The 18,965-nt window shown below is 60.2% G+C and carries 20 protein-coding genes; 6 read left to right on the plus strand and 14 right to left on the minus strand.

The window, feature by feature from the left end; all coding sequences use genetic code 11:
* Positions 1-10: 10 nt before the first annotated feature.
* From ATO7_RS11905 to ATO7_RS11915, 3 genes are read right to left on the minus strand one after another with little or no spacing between them, the layout of a single operon-like run.
* On the minus strand, positions 11-1,027 hold the full coding sequence (locus ATO7_RS11905; protein ID WP_083562006.1) for an SDR family NAD(P)-dependent oxidoreductase: 1,017 nt from the start codon (positions 1,025-1,027) through the stop codon (positions 11-13).
* Positions 1,028-1,032: 5 nt separating this feature from the next.
* A complete protein-coding gene (locus ATO7_RS11910) occupies positions 1,033-2,256 on the minus strand; it encodes a sulfotransferase family protein (protein ID WP_083562007.1) in 1,224 nt (407 codons plus the stop codon).
* 2 nt (positions 2,257-2,258) lie between these two features.
* Positions 2,259-3,482, minus strand: a complete 1,224-nt coding sequence (locus tag ATO7_RS11915) for a DUF1214 domain-containing protein (protein ID WP_083562008.1) — start codon at positions 3,480-3,482, stop codon at positions 2,259-2,261.
* Positions 3,483-3,514: 32 nt separating this feature from the next.
* Between ATO7_RS11915 and ATO7_RS11920 the strand changes: the two genes are divergently transcribed.
* The gene (locus ATO7_RS11920; protein ID WP_083562009.1) at positions 3,515-4,204 is read left to right on the plus strand and encodes a TetR/AcrR family transcriptional regulator C-terminal domain-containing protein; all 690 of its coding nucleotides are present in this window, start codon (positions 3,515-3,517) and stop codon (positions 4,202-4,204) included.
* Here ATO7_RS11920 and ATO7_RS11925 read toward each other — a convergent pair.
* Together ATO7_RS11925 and ATO7_RS11930 are read right to left on the minus strand one after the other, a co-directional pair.
* Positions 4,201-4,953, minus strand: coding sequence for a DUF1295 domain-containing protein (locus tag ATO7_RS11925; protein WP_083562010.1), 753 nt, complete (start codon positions 4,951-4,953; stop codon positions 4,201-4,203). The two genes, ATO7_RS11920 and ATO7_RS11925, sit on opposite strands and share 4 nt — an antisense overlap.
* Complete coding sequence (locus tag ATO7_RS11930; protein WP_083562011.1) at positions 4,946-5,332, minus strand: hypothetical protein; 387 nt, start codon at positions 5,330-5,332, stop codon at positions 4,946-4,948. Before ATO7_RS11930 ends, ATO7_RS11925 begins: the two co-directional genes overlap by 8 nt.
* A gap of 112 nt (positions 5,333-5,444) precedes the next feature.
* Here ATO7_RS11930 and ATO7_RS11935 point away from each other — a divergent pair, with 112 nt between their 5' ends.
* The 4 genes from ATO7_RS11935 to ATO7_RS11950 all read left to right on the plus strand — a co-directional run bounded on the left by ATO7_RS11935 (position 5,445) and on the right by ATO7_RS11950 (position 8,108).
* Complete coding sequence (locus ATO7_RS11935; RefSeq protein WP_083562012.1) at positions 5,445-5,852, plus strand: secondary thiamine-phosphate synthase enzyme YjbQ; 408 nt, start codon at positions 5,445-5,447, stop codon at positions 5,850-5,852.
* A 39-nt stretch (positions 5,853-5,891) separates the two neighbouring features.
* On the plus strand, positions 5,892-6,290 hold the full coding sequence (locus ATO7_RS11940) for a hypothetical protein (RefSeq protein ID WP_146680321.1): 399 nt from the start codon (positions 5,892-5,894) through the stop codon (positions 6,288-6,290).
* A 73-nt stretch (positions 6,291-6,363) separates the two neighbouring features.
* Entirely contained in the window at positions 6,364-7,260 is an 897-nt protein-coding gene (locus tag ATO7_RS11945) for a hypothetical protein (protein WP_146680322.1), read from the plus strand.
* Positions 7,261-7,289: 29 nt separating this feature from the next.
* A complete protein-coding gene (locus ATO7_RS11950) occupies positions 7,290-8,108 on the plus strand; it encodes a hypothetical protein (protein ID WP_083562015.1) in 819 nt (272 codons plus the stop codon).
* Positions 8,109-8,154: 46 nt separating this feature from the next.
* On the opposite strand, the gene ATO7_RS11955 is transcribed toward ATO7_RS11950, so the two are convergent.
* From ATO7_RS11955 to ATO7_RS11975, 5 genes are all read right to left on the minus strand, one after another.
* Entirely contained in the window at positions 8,155-9,369 is a 1,215-nt protein-coding gene (locus ATO7_RS11955; protein ID WP_083562016.1) for an acyl-CoA dehydrogenase family protein, read from the minus strand.
* 172 nt (positions 9,370-9,541) lie between these two features.
* Positions 9,542-10,612: a phosphotransferase gene (locus ATO7_RS11960; protein ID WP_083562017.1), complete on the minus strand. Its 1,071-nt coding sequence runs from the start codon at positions 10,610-10,612 to the stop codon at positions 9,542-9,544.
* The gene (locus tag ATO7_RS11965; protein WP_083562018.1) at positions 10,609-11,595 is read right to left on the minus strand and encodes an NADPH:quinone oxidoreductase family protein; all 987 of its coding nucleotides are present in this window, start codon (positions 11,593-11,595) and stop codon (positions 10,609-10,611) included. The genes ATO7_RS11960 and ATO7_RS11965 overlap by 4 nt, the downstream gene beginning before the upstream one ends.
* Before the next feature lie 41 nt (positions 11,596-11,636).
* Complete coding sequence (locus tag ATO7_RS11970) at positions 11,637-12,470, minus strand: SDR family NAD(P)-dependent oxidoreductase (protein ID WP_083562019.1); 834 nt, start codon at positions 12,468-12,470, stop codon at positions 11,637-11,639.
* Between the two features lie 7 nt (positions 12,471-12,477).
* Positions 12,478-13,185, minus strand: a complete 708-nt coding sequence (locus ATO7_RS11975; protein ID WP_083562020.1) for a histidine phosphatase family protein — start codon at positions 13,183-13,185, stop codon at positions 12,478-12,480.
* Positions 13,186-13,406: 221 nt separating this feature from the next.
* Here ATO7_RS11975 and ATO7_RS11980 point away from each other — a divergent pair, with 221 nt between their 5' ends.
* Positions 13,407-14,318 carry an SDR family NAD(P)-dependent oxidoreductase gene (locus tag ATO7_RS11980; RefSeq protein ID WP_083562021.1) on the plus strand — a complete coding sequence of 304 codons (912 nt, stop codon included), beginning with the start codon at positions 13,407-13,409 and terminating at the stop codon, positions 14,316-14,318.
* Between the two features lie 51 nt (positions 14,319-14,369).
* On the opposite strand, the gene ATO7_RS11985 is transcribed toward ATO7_RS11980, so the two are convergent.
* Genes ATO7_RS11985 through ATO7_RS12000 form a run of 4 tightly spaced genes read right to left on the minus strand, consistent with a single transcriptional unit; the run spans position 14,370 to position 18,910 of the window.
* A complete protein-coding gene (locus tag ATO7_RS11985; protein WP_083562022.1) occupies positions 14,370-14,780 on the minus strand; it encodes an NINE protein in 411 nt (136 codons plus the stop codon).
* A complete protein-coding gene (locus ATO7_RS11990; RefSeq protein ID WP_083562023.1) occupies positions 14,770-16,104 on the minus strand; it encodes a paraquat-inducible protein A in 1,335 nt (444 codons plus the stop codon). Before ATO7_RS11990 ends, ATO7_RS11985 begins: the two co-directional genes overlap by 11 nt.
* Complete coding sequence (locus ATO7_RS11995; RefSeq protein WP_083562024.1) at positions 16,101-16,742, minus strand: LuxR C-terminal-related transcriptional regulator; 642 nt, start codon at positions 16,740-16,742, stop codon at positions 16,101-16,103. The genes ATO7_RS11990 and ATO7_RS11995 overlap by 4 nt, the downstream gene beginning before the upstream one ends.
* Positions 16,739-18,910 (minus strand): sensor histidine kinase, encoded by a 2,172-nt coding sequence (locus tag ATO7_RS12000; RefSeq protein ID WP_158523189.1) that lies wholly within the window; start codon positions 18,908-18,910, stop codon positions 16,739-16,741. Before ATO7_RS12000 ends, ATO7_RS11995 begins: the two co-directional genes overlap by 4 nt.
* Positions 18,911-18,965: the final 55 nt, after the last annotated feature.

The raw sequence follows: 18,965 nt of genomic DNA on the forward strand, positions 1-18,965 counted from the left end.
ATCGCTGTCCTCAGTGGCTGTGGGCGTCAATCAGGGTTTGCATGCGCGTCCACACGGCGCGGCCCAATTGCGGGTCCAGCGCCTGTGCGGCGGCGTCCTTCTTGACCATCAGGTGCACATACAGACCGGTCTGGCCTTCGACATCGGGCGAGCTGGACAGATAAATCGCCGGGCGCGCGGCCTTTTCGGGGCTCGCAAACATCAACCCCATCACCGCCTTCAAGATCGGTTTGAAGGCTTTGGGCGCCTCGCGCGCGATGTTCGAATTGATCGGCCCGGGGCACAGCGCGTGGACGGCCACCTCGACCGTGTTGCCCGGGTTGAGTCGGCGCGACAGCTCCATGGCGTAGTTGGTCATGACCAGCTTGCTGTGGCCGTATTGGGCAATACTGCCCATGGCGCTGTATTCCACCGGTTGGCCGAGGCTGTCGAGTTCGATCGGCGTGCCCGAGCGATGGGTTTCGGACGACACGAACACGATGCGCGGGATCTTGCCGGGTTCGGCATTGGGCGATTCGGCAAAGCTTGAGTTGGCAATGCTGCCGTCGTGCAGCAATTGCTGCACAAACACCCGATTGCCCAGCGCGTGCACGCCGAACATCATCTCGAAACCCTGCTTGGTCTTGAGTGGCTTCTGCGGCACCAGACCGGCATTGAGCACCACCCGGTCAAGCCTTACCCCTTGCTGCTTGAGCGTGGCGCAGCACGCGCGGATGGCCTGGATGTCGGACAGGTCCAGCTTGACCATGTCGACCTTGTCGCTGCCGCTGGCCTGCTTGACCTCTTCGCCAGCCTCGGGGATGCCGCTGCGACAGGCCATGATGACGTGTCCGCCACGCCGCGCGAAATCAATCGCGATGGCTTTGCCGAGCCCGGAGTTGGCCCCGGTGACCAGGCAGGTGAGGCCGTCGAGGCGATCGCTGTCGCGAATCTCGCCAATCGGTTCTTTGTGACGAAACAGGTCGACGATGCCATTGAGCGTGGCCAGGACCGGATTGCCGTAGGTGCTGTTGTTCTTGTCGCTCATGTGTCTCACTCGTGCGGAATATTGAAACGTTCGCGGTAGGTGGCGTAGCTGCGTTCGACTTCTTCGCGGCTCAGGCCAAATTCCTCCAGCGTGTAGTTGTGTTTGCCGTGACGGTTTTGCTTGTTGACCTGGCGTGACGCTTCCATGGCGGCACGTGCTTCATCGCTCAGCGTGATGCCGGCGAAGGCGTAGATGCGCTCGACCTGAGTCATCGGATCTTTCATCAGGTCGTAGTACGAGACATCCATAAAAGCCTGTGGATGTTGCTGGCGCACCTGCCATGCGGCTTCCACCATATTGGCGTTGATGGCCAGCCAGTCGCGGGCAATGCGCGGCGCATCGACCTGATCGGAGAACACCCCGAAGCCGTGGGCCAGCATGCTGGAGAACGAGGCCGTGGTGCGCTGCGGATCGCGGTGGGTCTGAATGATGCGGGCGTTGGGAAACACTGCCAGCAGCACATCCAGATTTTCCAGATGAGCCGGTGTTTTGAGCACCCAGCGCTGGCCGGGGCGCTGCCATTGCAGCACCTGGAGCAGAACCTTGAGATAAGCGTAGGCCGGTCGCATATCCTGCTTGCTCAGCCAGGCGCTGTAGAGGGGTAGGTGCAAGGTTGCTTGCGGCACCTGGCTGAGGAAGCTGTATTCCATCAGCAGTACATCTTCTTCCGGCGCGGTGGCTTCCACCGGGTGGATAGAGAAGAACTCCGGCGCCAGGTATTTCAAGCCCTTTTCAGCCGTGCGGGCCTGCTTGATACGCCACTGCGGGTTGCCCGGCTCTTCTTTGGGGTGCGGCATGGGGTTGACCGCTTCCCACGAGGCCAGGGCCCGTGTCGCCGGATCGGCCGCGAGCAGGCGATGCAGCATGGTGGTGCCGGTACGTTGAAGCCCGGCAATGACCAGCGGCGGCTCGATCGGCAGGTCCAGGATTTCCGGGTGCTGGGTGATCAGATCCTGGACGCGCAGGCGTGTGGCCAGCATGTCGAGCAGGCGCTTGCGGAAAATCCAGCGCCCAAACGGATGCATGTTGGCGTCCTGGATGGCCGAACTGCACAGCTGATCCAGAGCCGGGCGAAAATCGTCTTCACCGAAATCGACAAGTCCAGTGCGCTTGCGCGCGCTGGCGATGAGGTTGTCCGGCGTCAGATTGGCACGCCAGCCGAGCGCTCGGCCCACGCCATTGAGGATGGCGATCGCCGTGGGGCGGTACGGGTGAAAGGCTTTGGTCATGATCAAACGGGCTTTGTTGGGGCGGGCTGGGCGCTGAGCGAGGCGAACTTGACCACCTTGCAGCGCGGCTGCGGATGCTGCTCGGCGCGTATCCAGCGAAAGGTCATGCCGCCGCAATCATGGCCAACGGTGTTGATCCAGTTGGGCAGGCCAGGGTCCTGGTGGGCGACGATGATGCGCACGCTGCCATCGTCGTTGTAGACCGCCGTGTGCTTGTTCACGTGTATCGTGAAGTAGCGGTAATCCAGCGATTCAAACCAGTGGTTGTCGAGCTGGAAGTTCCAGCTTTCACAGGCCGGCGGTTCGGCTTCGATCACCAGTGCTTCATCCGGCGCCAGCTTCCAGTAGCTGTGGTAATAGATGATGTTGGGATCGCCGCCGGCCTTGGTCGAACGCTCCGGGTCGAACATCGGCAGTTCGTTGGTGTGCTTCTGGAAGTCCCGCGCCCACTTGGCGAACAGCATGGACGCACCGGCCACCAGGGTGCTGGCCATGTTGAGGCCGTGATCGACCGACTGTGCGGTGACCGGGCTGGGGATGCCGTCGCCACTGATGCGTTCGATGCTCAGTTCGGCCGGCACTTCGCGGCTGCGATCCTTGAAGGTCTGACGCACGATCACCATGCTGGAGTCAGCCTCCATGGGTAACCAGTTGCCGGGCTGCTGGCGTGCGCTGATGATCAGCTCGAAGCTGCCATCCGGGTTGATCTCAAGATCATCGGCTTCGACGTAGCCGGTGGTCGGCATCTCGCCGCCCTGGCCGTAATGGCCTTTCTGGCTGCCGAAGCCAAGGTAGTGCACGCTGCCGCGGGTGCCACGGATGCGGTAATCGAACGCGCCGCTGATCTGGGCGTTCATGTAATTGTTGTCGGGATTGTCTGAACCCATCTTGACCGTTTCATGGGCCAGACGACGCAGCACCGGTGCCTTGGGATCAGCGTATTCCATGAACGCCTCCAGCCCGGCACGGGTCAGACGGCTCAAGTAGCGGTATCCTTCGGCCTGATTGAACGCATCCATCGGCGCGCCCGGAAAAACCATGGCGCTGCCGGCGGCCTTGAGGGTGTCGCAGAACTCTTCCCAAGCCTGGCCCGAGACGATGCGTTCTGCCGCCACATCATGTTCGGTTTTGCCGCGCAGACGCAGCATCCACAGCCGCAGTTTCTTGAATCCCTGCAAGCACTTAACGATAAAAGCTTTGATGGCGATCCCCCCTTTGGATACCATGCGAGCGAAATAACGTACGCCATACGGAAATAATGTCAAGCTCCGAAAAGACCAGCTCGAGCAGCCGCCCACGCAAGCGTGGACGACCGGCCCATTTGTCGCGCGAACAGATTGTTGAGGCGGCGTTGCGGCTGTTGCGTGAGGCGCCGGACAAGGCTCTGACCATGCAGGCGCTGGCGCGCGAGCTGAACGCTGCGCCGATGTCGCTGTACACCCACATCCGCAATCGCGAAGACCTGATGAAAGCCATCGCTGAAGATGTGCTCAGCAATGTGCAGGTCGAGGTCGCGGATCACTGGCGCGACACGGTGGCCAACTGGGCCCGGGCCTTGCGGGTGCGTTTTCTGCAATATCCCTTCGTCGCGGCGTTGCTGCAGGACGGGATTGCCACGCCGGCGGCCTGGTTAACGGTGTCCAATCCTTTGCTGCAGGCGCTCAAGCAGGCCGGCTTCAGCGCTGAGGAGCTGGCCGATACGCAGCGCTGGATCAGCCGTGTGGTCACCGGCAGCGTGCTGATGGAACTGGTCCTACCCAAGGTGGTGCCGGAAGAGCTCATAGGTGTGCGCCGCGCGCTGGACGCGTTGCCGCCTGAAAGTCAGGCGACCTGGCTGGAGATTCTGCCGGCCCTGGGCCAACGCAATGACGAAGAGGTGTTCGAGTACACCCTGGCGCGCACGCTGGATGCGGTCGAAACCTTGCGGCAGAGCCGGCCTGGGGGTTAGAGCAGGCCGGGAATCAGGGCTTTGCGCTGGGCGGGATAGTCGGCAAAGGTGGCCCGATACCAGCGATGGTGTGACAGTGCACGCGGGCCCAGCTTGGCGATCGTGAACAGGGCAAAGATGAGGCCGGCGGCGGTCCAGCTCATCAGCGCCCAGCCGCACCAGAGCATGATTTCGCCGCTGTAGTTGGCGCTGGAGACCCAGCGAAACAGGCCGCCTTGAGGAATCTTGTAGCCGTCGCTGCCATCATCTCGCAGGCCGATCAGGATGGAGTCCGCCTGGAAGTTGATCCACCAGCCGACCACGGCTACGGCCAGACCGATTAAAAAGCGCGGATCAGCAAACCAGGTCTGAATCAGATGAGGTGCGTGCACCACCGCATAAGCGTTGACGAAGCCATTGAGCGCGTTGAACAGGAACCCGAAAACCACCCCGCTTACGGGAAAACGCTTGCCCCGCTTGTGCGTGCGCAGTGGGTAGATGATGGCGCGGTAGATGTAATGGCTTTGCCACAAGGCATACAGCGCAAGCTGTACCGCCGAGGGGTCATCAGCCAGCCACCAGAAGGTGATGGTAAAGGCCCACACCTGGGGCGATTCGAAGATCAGCCAGGCGGGCAGGGCGGGCAAGGTGAAACGTTGGCCGGGCGTCATGTGGCGGCCGTAGGGGTTGGTGATCCAGAAGCCTGAGATAAATGTCAGCAGCGCCAATCCGGCGAGAAAGATCAGACTGCCGTGGTAAAACTCATGCATGTCCGCGTGCCCCGAACACCGGCACACCCAAGCCGCGCAGGGCATGCCAGGTCCACAGACCGCCCAGGAAATCACCTGCGGTAAGGGCGATGTAGATCGGTCGCATCTCAAACAACAGCACCAGGGCGAGGAACACCAGCGGGATGGTCAGCCGGGCCTGGGCGCTGAAGCGGCAGAACACCTCAACCTCGGCATTGCCCAGGCGCCAGTAGTAGTAGGCCACGATGGTGGTGACCACGCCGAGCATGCGAATCCAGTCCAGACCCTCAACCGGAAATCCGAAGATCTGCAGTGGCAGCTGCGGTGCAAACATCATGGTCAGCCCGGCGCTGGCCGGGTACAAGGCAAACCAGCGGATGGTGTTGCAGGCTGGATTCATGGTGTGTCTCCCTGTCATTCTTGCTTGTCCAATCAAGGCTAGTCGTCAGCGGCGACGGAAAATTCATCCAAACGTGCGGTATGACGACAAACGGCAGACTACGGAGAGATTCATGCATGAGCGGTTGATCGTGCCGACGCCGGGCCGCGGTTTGATCGAACTGAGCACCCGTATCAATCAGTGCCTGGCCGAGCGCAGGGCAGGTGATGGGCTGCTCAATCTGTTTCTGCGTCACACCAGTGCATCGCTGATCCTGTGCGAAAACGCGGATCCCGATGTGCTACAGGACCTGGAGCAGTACATGCAGGATCTGGTTACCGATGGTGATCGTCGCTTTATACATCGGGCTGAAGGGCCGGATGATATGGCCGCGCATATCCGCAGCGTGCTCACGGCCAACTCGCTGAGTATCCCGGTGCGCGCGGGTCGGTTGGCGCTGGGTACCTGGCAAGGCGTTTTTCTGTGGGAACACCGCTATGCCCCGCATCAGCGCGAGCTTGTCTTGACGCTGCTGGCCTAGCGTCGCTAAAGCCAGCCATTTCGGCGCTATAATCGCCGCATGCGTATACGTTCAATGGCCTCGATTCTACTTGTGCTGGCTTTGCTGGCACAGGCCAGCGTGCCGTTGTTGCACGCGCAGAATTGGGCGCGCATGCAAAATGACGGCGGTCTGAGCTACGCCTTCTGCGGCACGGTATCGCCGGTTTTGCTGGCCAAGATGAAGGCCGTTGCACCGCCCGGTCTGTATGCCCAGGGCGCGCCTGCGCAAACGGCACAAGACTGCAAGCTGTGCCTGATTATGGGGGCTTTGGGCGCCATGCTGGGTGCGCTCGCCGTGGCCTTGCTGGTGGCGGCACATCGGGCGGCGCATCCGCCAGGGGGCTCACCCACAGATGGTTTTGCGCTCAAACACGCGCTCTTTCAGGCGCGCGCGCCTCCCGTTTTGTCCTTGAACTGAATCCGCGCAGGCGTGATCGCTTGCGTATCAGATGCCGCACGCGATGTGCGGTGTGTTGGACCAAGGACAATTCATGAAAATCTCTTATCTGAGTCTGCTAGGCGGACTCACGTTGGCTGCTGCAAGCAGTTCCGCGCTGGCGTGCTCAACCTGCAAATGTGGTGATCCCACGATCACTTTGCTGGGTTCGGAGAAGGCCTTTTCAGGGCGCTTTCGGCTCGGGCTTGATCTGTTGTGGCGTTCGGAAACTCAGGGTGCGGACAACAACCCCAGACAGATCACCACCGATGAATCGCGCGCCGTGCTCGGCGTTGCTTACAGCGCCAGCGAGCGTCTTAGCTTCGCGCTACAAATGCCCTATGTGGAGAAGACCATTACCCGCCGCGATTTCTCACGCGAGCAAGGACGTGGCTGGGGCGATGCGGAACTGACGGCGCGTTACCGTTTGTGGAAAACGGGTCCGATGAGCGGTCGCCATATTGCCGGCCTGCAAGCCGGCGTACGTGCGCCAACAGGCGATACCGTGCGCAACAATCAGGGCCAGGTGTTGAATATTGATGCTCAGCCCGACGCGGGCGCATGGGCGGGCAAATTCGGCGGCTGGTACGCCTTTCACCAGTTTCCCTGGTTTGTTGCAGTGTCGGCCAAGTACTACCAGTTCGGTGACGCCGAGCAGGGGTTTGAGCCGGCCAATGTGTGGGTCGCCAGCGCGTCCAGCCAATACGGCCTGACGCCGCGCTTTGCCGTGGAACTTGGCCTGGATGCCCGCTATTCGGCTGAAAACCGCTACAGCGGTGTGATCGATCCGGATTCGGGTGGCACCTTGGTGGTTGCCCGTATCGGTGCATCGGCGCGCCTGGGCCAGGAGTTGGTCACTCGGCTCGCGCTGCAGTTGCCGGCTGTCGATGAGCTTAACGGCGATCAGGAAGAAGACCCGACAGTGCAAGTTAGCCTGGCCTACGACTTCTAATAAAAACAGCGTAATACGGAATATATTTAATGATTATTCGAGTTTTTGCTGCCGGCCTGCTGGGGTTGGCTTTGACGGCCTGTGACAGCAGCAGCGGCAGTATCCATGAAGGCGCGCAAGCGCGCTTTGCGGTCACAGCGGTGGGGGCGGCGCATGCTGGCGATGAGCACAGCAAGCACAGCAAGCACAGTTCCAGCTACATCACTTTTCGTACGCTCGACGGTGTGCGCATTGATCTGCAATTGGGTCTGGTCAATCTGGTGCCGGTTGAAGTCAAAGCCTGCACCAGTGTGGCCTCCATGCTGAAAGGTCTGGGGCAGCGTCTGGTCAGCAGTGCCTGGGCGCATGCCGGCTCACATGACGAGGCCGAACCCACCGATGTGCTGGATGCCTTGTCCGGGCATGAGAAATACATCGGCGCGTTGCCTCTGGAGGTTGGTGACTACTGTGGGGTGGTACTGGCGCTGGAGCCGGTGCTTGCCAGTGCGAGCAAACATGCCGACAGCGGCCTGGAGCTGAGTGGTCATGCGGTGAATGTTTACCCGTGCTACTTCCACAATACGGCGCAGCTCAGCGATGAAGAGTACGCCGCAGGCGGTTACGACACCGCGCACAGTTGTGTGCAGTTTCAGGCTGGTCATGCCAGCAGCACGCTGGAGCTGGATTTCGCCGAGCCGGTATCAATCAGCGCCGAGCGCCATCATCTGAACATCGAACTGGCGGCACATTTCGAGACCTGGTTCGATGGCGTGGTCATGGACGATGTGCCCACGGTTGAAGCCGAGCAGGCCAAGATGCTGGCCAACATCCGCAATTCGATACACATCGATACGCTGACTCTGGAGTGAGTCTGAGCGGGCCGGCCTGAGGCCGGCCCGCGTTAGCCGCTAGCGCTCAAGCGGGCGCCATCTGACGGCCGAATTCCATTTTGGCGATGGATTGGCGGTGCACTTCATCCGGCCCATCGGCCAGCCGCAGCACGCGCGCCCAGGAGTAGGCCTGGGCCAGCCCGAAATCGGTGGTCATGCCGCCGCCGCCATGGGCTTGTATGGCCCAGTCAATCACCTGACAGGCCATGTTCGGCGCCATCACCTTGATCATGGCAATTTCCTGGGCGGCCGCTTTGTTGCCCACCTTGTCCATCATGTCAGCCGCTTTGAGAGTGAGCAGGCGGGCCTGGTCGATCAGAATGCGCGACTCGGCGACACGCTCGTACCACACGCTCTGCCGCGCCACCGGCTTGCCGAAGGCGGTCCGTGTGGCCAAGCGATGGCACATCTTCTCCAGCGCACGCTCGGTCAGTCCGATCAGGCGCATGCAGTGGTGAATGCGGCCCGGGCCCAGGCGGCCCTGGGCGATTTCAAAGCCGCGCCCTTCGCCCAGCAACATGTTGGAGGCCGGTACGCGCACATCCTTGAAATCGACTTCGGCATGGCCATGCGGGGCATCGTCAAAACCGAACACTGGCAGATGCCGCATGATGGTGATGCCCTCGGCATCGGCCGGCACCAGGATCATCGATTGCTGGCGATGACGGCTTTCATTGTCCGGATCGCTTTTGCCCATGAAGATGAACACTTTGCAGCGCGGGTCATTGGCGCCGGAGGTCCACCATTTGCGCCCGTTGATGACGTATTCATCACCGTCGCGCACAATCGATGACTGGATGTTGGTGGCGTCGGATGAAGCCACCGCCGGTTCGGTCATGGCAAAGGCGGAGCGGATTTCGCCTTTGAGCAGCGGCGTCAACCAGGTGTCTTTCTGCTCCTGCGTGCCGTAACGCGCCAGCACCTCCATGTTGCCGGTGTCTGGTGCTGAGCAGTTGAAGATTTCGGGCGCCCACAGCACCCGGCCCATCTGCTCACACAGCGGCGCGTATTCCAGGTTGGTCAGGCCAGCGCCTTCTTCAAACTCAGGCAGGAACAGGTTCCACAGGCCGGCCGCTTTGGCTTTGGCCTTCATCTCTTCCATCACCTGAGTGGGTTGCCAGCGATCACCCTCAGCCACTTCGGCCTCAAACCGATGTTCGTTGGGATAGACGTGCTCGTCCATGAACGCTTTGACGCGTGCAAGCAGGTCCTGGGTTTTGGGGCTGTAATCAAAATTCATGGTGTCTCCATATGCGCGTCAATATCGCGCCATGCGGTGATGAAGAGACGTTGAACAGGCTTTTCGGGACCGTCGCCGGACAGGATGTCCGGCGACGAGCGATCCATGGATGGACTTGAGCGTGTCCCGATAAGCCTGTTCAACGGCTCATTTTCGAATTGCGCTGCATTGTTCAGGCGCGCGCTTGGATGCTTTCGACGAGCTTCCAGGCCATGTCGGCCAGGGGAAAGGCCATACGCCCGATGGCCTCGGCCTGTTTGTTGGCCGCGGTGCCATCTTGAACTCGACCAAGAATGCCGTGGGCAATGCCGGCCAGGCGGAAGAAGTTGTAGGCCATGCAGAAGTCCCACACATCCGGTCCGGGCATGGTGAAACCGGTGCGCTCGGCATAGCGGGCCACGTAATCCTGCTCGGATGGAATGTTCAAGGCCGCCAGATCTTGCCCTGCCAAACCCCGCATCTTGCCGGCCGGCGGCATGCGCCAGGTCATGCAGTGGTAGGAAAAATCAGCCAGCGGATGGCCCAGGGTGGACAGCTCCCAGTCGAGCACCGCGATCACGCGGTTCTCGCTGGGATGGAAAATCATGTTGTCGAGCCGGTAGTCGCCATGCACGATGCGGGTTTCGTCACCCGGCGGAATGTTCTCGGGCAACCATGCAATCAAGCGATCCATGGCCGGGATGCGCTGTGCTGCGGAACTCAAGTATTGCTTTGACCAGCGCCCGATCTGGCGCTCGAAATAGTTGCCGCTGGAACCGTAGTCGGCCAGGCCCAGCGCAGCCGGATCGAGTTTGTGCAGCTCGGCGATCACGCGGTTTTTGTCGTCGTAGATCGCGGCCCGATCTTCGGCGGACAGATCGGGCAGGCTGGGGTCCCAGAAAATCCGCCCTTCGACGCAATCCATGACGTAAAAGGCCGTGCCGATCACGCTGTCGTCTTCACACAGGCAGTAGGTTTTGGCCACTGGCACGTTGGTCTCGGCCAGCGCGGTGATCACCCGATACTCGCGGTCCACCGCGTGGGCGGATTTGAGCAGCTTGCCCGGTGGCTTGCGGCGCAGCACATAGTTGCGCGTGGGGGTGATCAGCTTATAGGTCGGGTTGGACTGGCCGCCTTTGAACTGCTCCACCGTCAACGGTCCGGCAAAACCGTCGACTGTTTCGCTCAGGTAGCTTTGCAGGGCCTCGACATCAAACTGATGCTTGTCGCGCACCGGCATGGTGCCACTGAAGTCCTCACTCATGCCGGGCGCTCCATGGTCACCACCACCTTGCCGGAAACTTTGCGGTCCATGAGGGCGCGAATGGCCTCGGCGCCGCGCGCCAGCGGATAGGTGTCAGCAATATGCGGTTTGATGGTGCCCTCGTTGAACCAGCCAATCAGGGTCTTCAGATCCATCATCAGGTTCATCGGTTCACGCTTGCCGAAATCGCCCCAGAACACCCCGACTATGGCGCAGCCTTTGAGCAGGGCCAGGTTCAGCGGGATCTTGGGGATTTCGCCATTGGCGAAACCGACCACCAGATAACGGCCGCGCCAGGCGATGCTGCGCAGGGCCGGTTCGGCATATTGGCCACCGACCGGATCGTAGATGACGTCAGCACCCTTGCCGCCGGTGAGTTCACGGATGCGCGTTTTGAGGTCTTCATCGTTGTAGTTGATGAGCTCATCCGCGCCGTGTTCCTTGCACACGGCAAGCTTGTCGGCGCTGGAGGCACAGGCAATCACCTTGGCACCGAGGGCTTTGCCGATCTCGATGGCGGCCAGACCCACACCACCCGAGGCGCCCAGTACGCACAGGGTTTCACCTTGTTTGAGGCGAGCCCGGTCCTTGAGCGCATGCAGCGATGTGCCATAGGTCATGACAAAGGCCGACGCGGTGACGAAATCCATCTCCGGGACCATCGGAATGACCTGCATGGCCTTGCACAGCACCTGCTCGGCAATGCCGCCCCAGCCGGTGAAGCTGATCACCCGATCGCCGGGTTTGACGTTCTTGACCTTGGCGCCGACCTTGGCGATGACGCCGGCCGATTCGCCGCCGGGAGAAAACGGCAGCTCCGGCTTGAACTGGTAAAGATTGCGGATGATCAGGGTGTCGGGGAAGTTCACCGCCGCGGCGTGGACGTCGACCACCACCTCATCGTCACCTGGCTCGAGATCGGGAATGTCTTCCACCACCAGGGTTTCGGGCAGGCCATGCTGTTTGCAGAGCAGCGCTTTCATGTTGTCTCCGTAGCGTTGTCGTGGTTGCGTCGCTGGCCGCGTCAGGCCAGCGAGTTGTGCGGTGTGCGTTCGTCAAGAATATGCTGCAGACGGCCTTCGATCGAGGCTTTGATCTTCTGGTGCGGGAACACGTAGAAGCGTTTTGCCTTGACCGCATCCAGAGTGATGCGGGCCACGTCGGCCGCGCTGAGGCGTCCGCTGGCCACCGCTTGTTTGGTCATGGCATCGCTGCTTTTGGTCATCGGGTGCGGGTTTTTCGGCGCATCCTGCGGACGCAGATTTTCTGAATCGGCGATACCGGTGGGCACGAAGGCGGGGCACAGCACGCTGACTCCGACATTGGCCTTGAGCATGCCGAGCTCATGGTGCAGACATTCCGAAAGGGTGACGACGCCATGCTTGCTGACGCAGTAAATGCTGCTTCCGGGTACCGACAGATGGCCTGCGGCGGATGCCGTGTTGACGATGTGGCAGGCTTCGCCGGAATCGATCATGGCCTGGGTGAAGCTGCGCAGCCCATGCACCACGCCCATCAGATTGACGTCCATGACCCAGCGCCATTCCTCCAGCGTGGCCGTCCATACCGGCCCGGTCACGGCGACGCCGGCGTTGTTGAACAGCAGATGGACATTGCCGAAGCGCTCGCGTGCTGCCGTGGCCAATGCTTCAACCTGCTCCGGTTTGGCAACGTCGCAGGTCTTGAGCAGCACGGGGGTGTCTGCATCGAGCAGCGCGGCGGTGGCCTCAAGCCCTTCGTGTTTGAGATCTGCGAGCACCAGATTCATGCCCTCGGCCGCGCAGGCCAGGGCGAACTCGCGGCCGAAGCCGCTGCCGGCGCCGGTGATGACAGTGGTTTTGCCTTTCAGCTCTTGCATGGCGGTTTTACCGGTAGGTGATCAGGGATTCGCCGGACAGGCGTTCGAAGTGGGCGTGGCTGTTGAGTGCACTGAGGGTCACATGGCCAGGCTGAAACAGGATTTTGGTGGTTGAAGCGTTGATGATGCTGCTGTTGAGCTTGGCCGCTTCGCTGTCCGGCATCTTAAGTAGATGCTGGGTGATGGCGCTGATCGGGCCGCCCGAGGTGAACACCGCAATGTGCTGTGAGCGCGCTGCGCTGTCGATCAGTATTTCGAGACCACGGATACAGCGGGCCCGAAAGGCCTGCCATGGTTCGTCGTAGTCGGCATCATGCTGGCCGCCGATCCAGCGGGCGAACGCGGCGCTGAAGATGCGTTGAAATTCCTTGCGTGGGTCGGGGTGATCCATAAACAGGGCCTTGACCCAGGCAGGGTCGGCAAAGCCTGGCTCCTGGCGATGCAGCATCTGCACATGATCATATTCATTGAACTCGCGCAGGGTTTCCCAGGCGCTATCCGGCGCCAGGTCCGACGCAAGCGTTTCGCAGCACGCGCTGGCCGTTTGTTTGTGGCGCGCAAGACTGCCCGTCACGATGCGATCCAGTCGCGTCTGACAATCACTGAACCAGCGGCCCAGTTCGCGACCCTGACGAAAACCAAGCTCGGACAGCTGGTCGTAGTTGGCCTTGCCGAATGAGGCTTGGCCGTGGCGAATCAGTGTGATGGTCCCCATATGCCTGTCTTGTTCATGTGCCGCGTTGTGCTTGCAGACTACGCGGCAAGGCGGCGCTGGCAAAGGATCAAGCGTAGCGCCGCAATGAAATAACAGCCAATGATGTTTGTGTATGGTGAGCCATGCACAACGTTAATGATTCAAGGCTCGGAATTTGCGCCCGAATGCTGAAGAATAGGCGCCGCTAAATGTCATCACCGCAAACCTGAGGAGAACACACTATGACAATTCGCTTTGACGGCCAGGTGGCCATCGTGACGGGTGCCGGCAACGGTCTGGGGCGCGCCCATGCACTGGCCTTTGCCGCGCGCGGCGCCAAAGTGGTGGTGAATGATCTGGGCGGCGCCCGTGATGGCACCGGGGCGTCGTCGGCGGCTGCACAAGCCGTGGTCGAGGAGATCAAGGCTGGCGGCGGCGAAGCCATGGCCAATGGCGCCGACGTGACCAACTACGCGCAAGTCGAAGCCATGGTGGCCGAGGCCAAGGCGGCTTGGGGGCGGGTCGATATTCTGGTCAACAACGCCGGGATTCTGCGCGACAAGACGTTCGTCAAAGGCTCGCTCGACGACTTTCGTGTGGTGCTCGAGGTTCATCTGATGGGCTCGATCAACTGCACCAAAGCGGTTTGGGAGACCATGCGCGAGCAGCAGTACGGTCGTATCGTGATGACCAGTTCCAGCTCCGGGCTGTACGGCAATTTCGGTCAGACCAACTACGGCACTGCCAAGATGGGTGTGGTCGGGGCCATGAACACGCTCAAGCTGGAAGGCGAAAAATACAATGTCCGCATCAACGCACTGGCGCCGACAGCGGCCACACGCATGACCGAAGAACTGTTCCCGGCTGACCAGCTGGAGCTGATGGGCCCGGAGCAGGTCACCCCGGGTGTGCTGTTCCTGTGCAGTGAAAATGCACCGAATGGTGAAATTCTGTGCGCTGGCGCAGGCTGTTTTGCACGCACCCGCATCGTCGAAACCCAGGGCGTCTTTCTTGGCTCGAACGCCTCGCCCGAAGCGGTGGCCGAAGCCTGGGATGGGGCAATCTCGGACGAAACCGGCGCGCGCGCCCTGCGCCAGGGTATGGAGCAGCCGGCCAAATTCGGCAAGATGGTGGCGGCAGCCCTGAAAGGCTGAACGGATGCGCCGCGAGGCCTGTTCAGGTTTCGTGGCGCTTCATCAGCACTCTCATCCCGCCATGGCTTCACGGCGATGGCGTTCGTCGATCTGATCGTTGAGCGTGCACCAATCGTAAATCACCCCGATCAAAAGCAAGCCGCCGGTGAACAGGTAGAGAATGCCGGTGATCCATTTGCCCTGATAGAAGCGATGGATGCCGAAAATGCCCAGGAAGGTGAGCAGTATCCAGGCCAGGTTGTAGTCGATCGGCCCTTCCAGGTAGCGCCGGTCGGCGGAGCGGTCCATGCCTGGAATCAGGAACAGGTCGATGATCCAGCCGATGAAAAACAGCCCCAGGGTGAAAAACCAGATGATGCCGGTGATCGGGCGGCCGTAATAGAAGCGGTGGGCGCCCATGAAGCCGAAGATCCACAGTATGTAACCGATGACCATGCTGTGGCTGTTGTTTTCATTGCTCATGCGGGGTCTCCGAGTGGGTGATGGCGCTTTCCATCCAGGCTGCACTGAGCAGGCTGGTCAGGCAGAAGCCAAGAAACATGAAAAAGCCGAGTTCCAGCGAGGTGCCGTTGGTGGTCAGCACATCGACCTGCTCGGTGGCGTCGGCAAAGCCACTGAGCTGGCTGGCAATGATCCCGTCAAAGCCGATATACGCCATGAAGATGGCCACAACCATGACATCAGCCATCGACCATTTGCCGGATTTGAGGGCAAAAAAGCGCACCACAGGATTGCCGCGCAAGCGCGCCTTGCCGTAGAGCCAAAGCACCGACGAGGCCAGTTTGGCCATGGGAAACAGCACGCTGAAGGTCATGATCAGCAGCCCCACCGCGATCATGTCGTAGGCCCCGGTTGAGGTCAGCACCTCGACCATATCGAGCACGCTTTTGCTCTGGAAATAGAGCATCTGGTTGGCGAACACCACCGGCTCGCCGAGCAGCACGAAACGCAGCTCGGAAATACGCGCCTCGACATCCATCATCGGGGTCAGCACGCCGCAAAGCATGAGGATAGTCGCGCCGACAGCCAGGGCCACGAAGCGATCGCGGCTCGGTCGTGGTGACTCCAGACGCAGCAGCAGGAAAAGGCTCAGCATCAGCGCCAGGATGGCCATGGCATAGCGCTTGGCCTCGTCCTGATGGTTGCGGATACGCGCCTCGATCAGGGCGCGACAGAACATCCATTCGGTGCATTCGTACTTGGCTTCAATGGCTTCTATGCGGCTGAGATCGAGCGGCGAGAAGGTGCGCTTGGATAGATCAGACAGGACATCACGCAGAAACAGGTTGAGTTCGTCTCGCGCTTCCGGTTCTTCCAGCTCGGCAAGTATGCGATCAGCATATTCGGGGATCGCGGTTTTGATGTCTTCGACATCAATGAAGATGTTCTGCACGCCCTGTTTGATCTGGCCGCGCACACGTTCCCACCAGGTCTGGCCGGACAGATTCTGCTTGCGCATGTAGTTGTCGACTTCGGTGATCAGCGTGTCGAGCATGCGGCTGAGACTGCGTTTGATCGCCTCGCGATTTTCCTCGCCCAGATCAAACTCACGAATCTTCTTTTCCAGAATGTAGGTGACGTGCTCGACCCACACATTGGCGTTGAGCAGGCCGTAGCGCACATCGTCCATTTCCGCCACGTCGATGCTCATGGCCTGCTGTTCGTCGAGCAGCTCAATCAGCTGATGGGCGAGATAAGCCATGGCGGCGAGGATGGCCACGACCATCAGCGAAATGACAGCTGTCTTGATCGATGCTTGCTGCGGCTTTGCCGCGGTATTGCTCATGTGTCTGGCAGGTCCAGCATCCCCATACGTTCCGCCGCGAGCGTGGCTTCGGCCCGCGATGAGATATCCAGTTTGGCATAGACCCGTTTGATGTGGGTCGAGACGGTGTTCAGTGACACCCCAAGTTGATCGGCAACATCTCGGCTACGCAAGCCTTGGGCGATGCAACGCAGCACGTCTTTTTCGCGCTCAGTCAGCGGTTCAATGGACGGCTCGGGGTTGACGAAGAACTGCATGATGCGCTGGGCCACAGAAGCCGACAGAGGAGGGCGGTTCTCGAGGATGCCTTGCAACTGCGCAATCAGCACGTCACGCGGATCGGTCTTCAATAAATAGCCACGTGCGCCAGCGCGCAAGGCGGGGAGCAAATGGGCGTCGTCGTCATAAACCGTGGTGACCACGCAAATCGTACGCGCATCGCTGCGCATCGATTCCTGGATGAACTCATGCCCCCCGCCGTCTGGCAGGTTGAGGTCGACCAGAGCCAGATCGGCTGCAGTACTGGCCAGGGTACGGCGCGCCGCACCCAAGGTTGGTACATGCTGAATTTGGGTGCGTGCGCCAAATACATCGCAGACGATGTCGCTCAGCCACTGAGCGGCATCAGGCATATCTTCGACAATGATGACTTTTTTCAACGCGGCGCCATCACAGGTGTGGTGAGCGGAATCTCACATGTTACCCGGTAATGGTGCGCATCGAGATTGGTCTGAAAATGACCTCCGAGTTCTTGTGCGCGGCGCTTCATATTGTGCAATCCACGACCCTCGCCATCCGGTACGGGTTTGTCCACGCCGTTATTGCTTAGCACAAGCCGCAGCACATTGAGTTCGCAGCTGATGGTGGCATGGAGTGTGCTGGGTTGCGCGTGTTTGAGTGCGTTGGTGACGGACTCGCGCAGAATGCGGGTGATATTGGTGTTGTGCCGGGCGCTGAGTTCAATGCGGGCAAGGGCGGGCTCGTCGGGCTGTTCCCACCTGAGACTGATGCCTGATCCGCAACGTTGGCGGATTTCGGCGCGCCAGGCGTTCAAAGCATCATGCAGCGGCACGGATTGCCGCTCCAGGCCGCGAATCACCGTGCGCAGTTCGGTCATGGCTTCGCGTCCCATCGCAGCGATTCCGGATGGCGGGGGCAAGCGGTCAGACTCAGCTTTGAATATCAGTGTCATCAAGTGGGCGCTGACATCGTCATGCAGATCACGGGCAACCCGCTCGCGTTCTTTGAGTGCACCGGCTTTGTAAGCCGACTGGAACGTTGCGACTTGGGAAAACATCATGACCGCCGCATCGGCAAGGTCACGGTCATCGCGGGTGAACAAGCGCTGGCCGTGTTGTTTGAGTTCCAGCTCAATCGGTGCCACCTCGGCGAAACCGGGAATCCGGAGCATATTGCCGTCGTCGGCGATGGTTGCCTGGGAACAGCTTTGTATGTTGCGGATTGCCGCAGGTTGAAACAGACGCTGGAGCTGCAAGCGCCATTGCGCCGCAAGTTCACTTGGATGTGTGCTGGCTAGCGCTGCGCTGAGCATATTGCGCCAATCTCGTTCGTTGATGCCTTGTCGATTTATGCCGACAGCACCCCACATCAGTTGACGCAAGGGAAAGTACACCCAGCCAATGAGCGCGACAGCCAGGGTCAATGCAGTGCCTTCACCAACCGGCAATAGACTGATTAAAAGAACGTCCAGGGCAATGACCAGCACGCCGCCAAAAAACCAGATCCAGCAGGCAAATATCCAACGATCGAGATCGAACACGCGGTAACGCAAAATACCCAAGGTGATGGCCAGATAAATCAAGGCAAAAAGACCATATGCCCAGGGTTTCTCAATGAGAGGCGACTGTCCGGCGATCAAGGGCAGGTTATAACTGACCAGGAACAGCAGAGAACCGAGTAGCCAACAGGTTACGTACCAGCGAAGCAGAGCACGGTCGGCCGGCTTGTTGCGCAGGGCCCGGCTGTGCAGGTATCCCAACGCAGACATGACGACGCAAACCAGTGCGATGGGCAAGTTGCGACCAGCGGAAAAAGTCTCGGGCCACTCGAGCAGGTTGTTTAAAAACAGCAGGCTCATGAAAAGAAAAACCCACAAGCCCACCGGCCTGTGAGGCCAAAGGGTTCGGGGGAAATGGCAAACCGTTGTGATAAAGCCCCAGCCGAACAATGTGACACCGAGCGAGTTGAGTTTTTCCGCACGTTTGAGCACCTCCCCGGGCACAGCCAGTTCGCGGCTGACATACAAGGTGGCAATGCCGACGAACAGGGCGACCCCTATGCCTGTGAGGAAGTAATAGCTGACGGCACGATCGTGGGCGCGAAAGGCCCATACGCCTAAGCCCAGCAAGAAGCAGAACGACCCGACACCAATCTGGTACCAGAATGAAGCGGGCAAAGCACGTAGCGGTGTTCGTGCTGCGGGTTGAATAACAAAGGTTTGGCCACGCGCCGTTTGTATGCTGATTTGAGCATGATCGAGCAGGGTGGCCAGGATGCTCTGACGTTTATAGAAATGATCTGCCTGAGCGTAAGTTTTGAGCATATCGGGCGCGACGGTGACATCCAGTCCGTCGAGTTTGGCGGTATGCCCGCCGCCACTCACAGCGGTCAGAATCATGCCTTTTGTGAGCAGGCCATGACTTGGGCCGTCGGCATCTACAGCGAACACCGTGACGCGATCGTTATGGTTTTGCAGGCTTAGGCCCAGCCAGGGCTGAGACAGCATGTATGTGCACAAACCCCATAACCCTACAATCCACACGATCAGGCCGATGGACATTCGTTGCGCAGGTGCCAGTCGCGGCATGCTTATCGCTCCGGGTGAGCCTTTTTTAGCCATATCTTACGGTGTGACGCTGGTA

The sequence above is a fragment of the Oceanococcus atlanticus genome (genome assembly GCF_002088235.1).
GTDB classification, from domain to species: domain Bacteria; phylum Pseudomonadota; class Gammaproteobacteria; order Nevskiales; family Oceanococcaceae; genus Oceanococcus; species Oceanococcus atlanticus.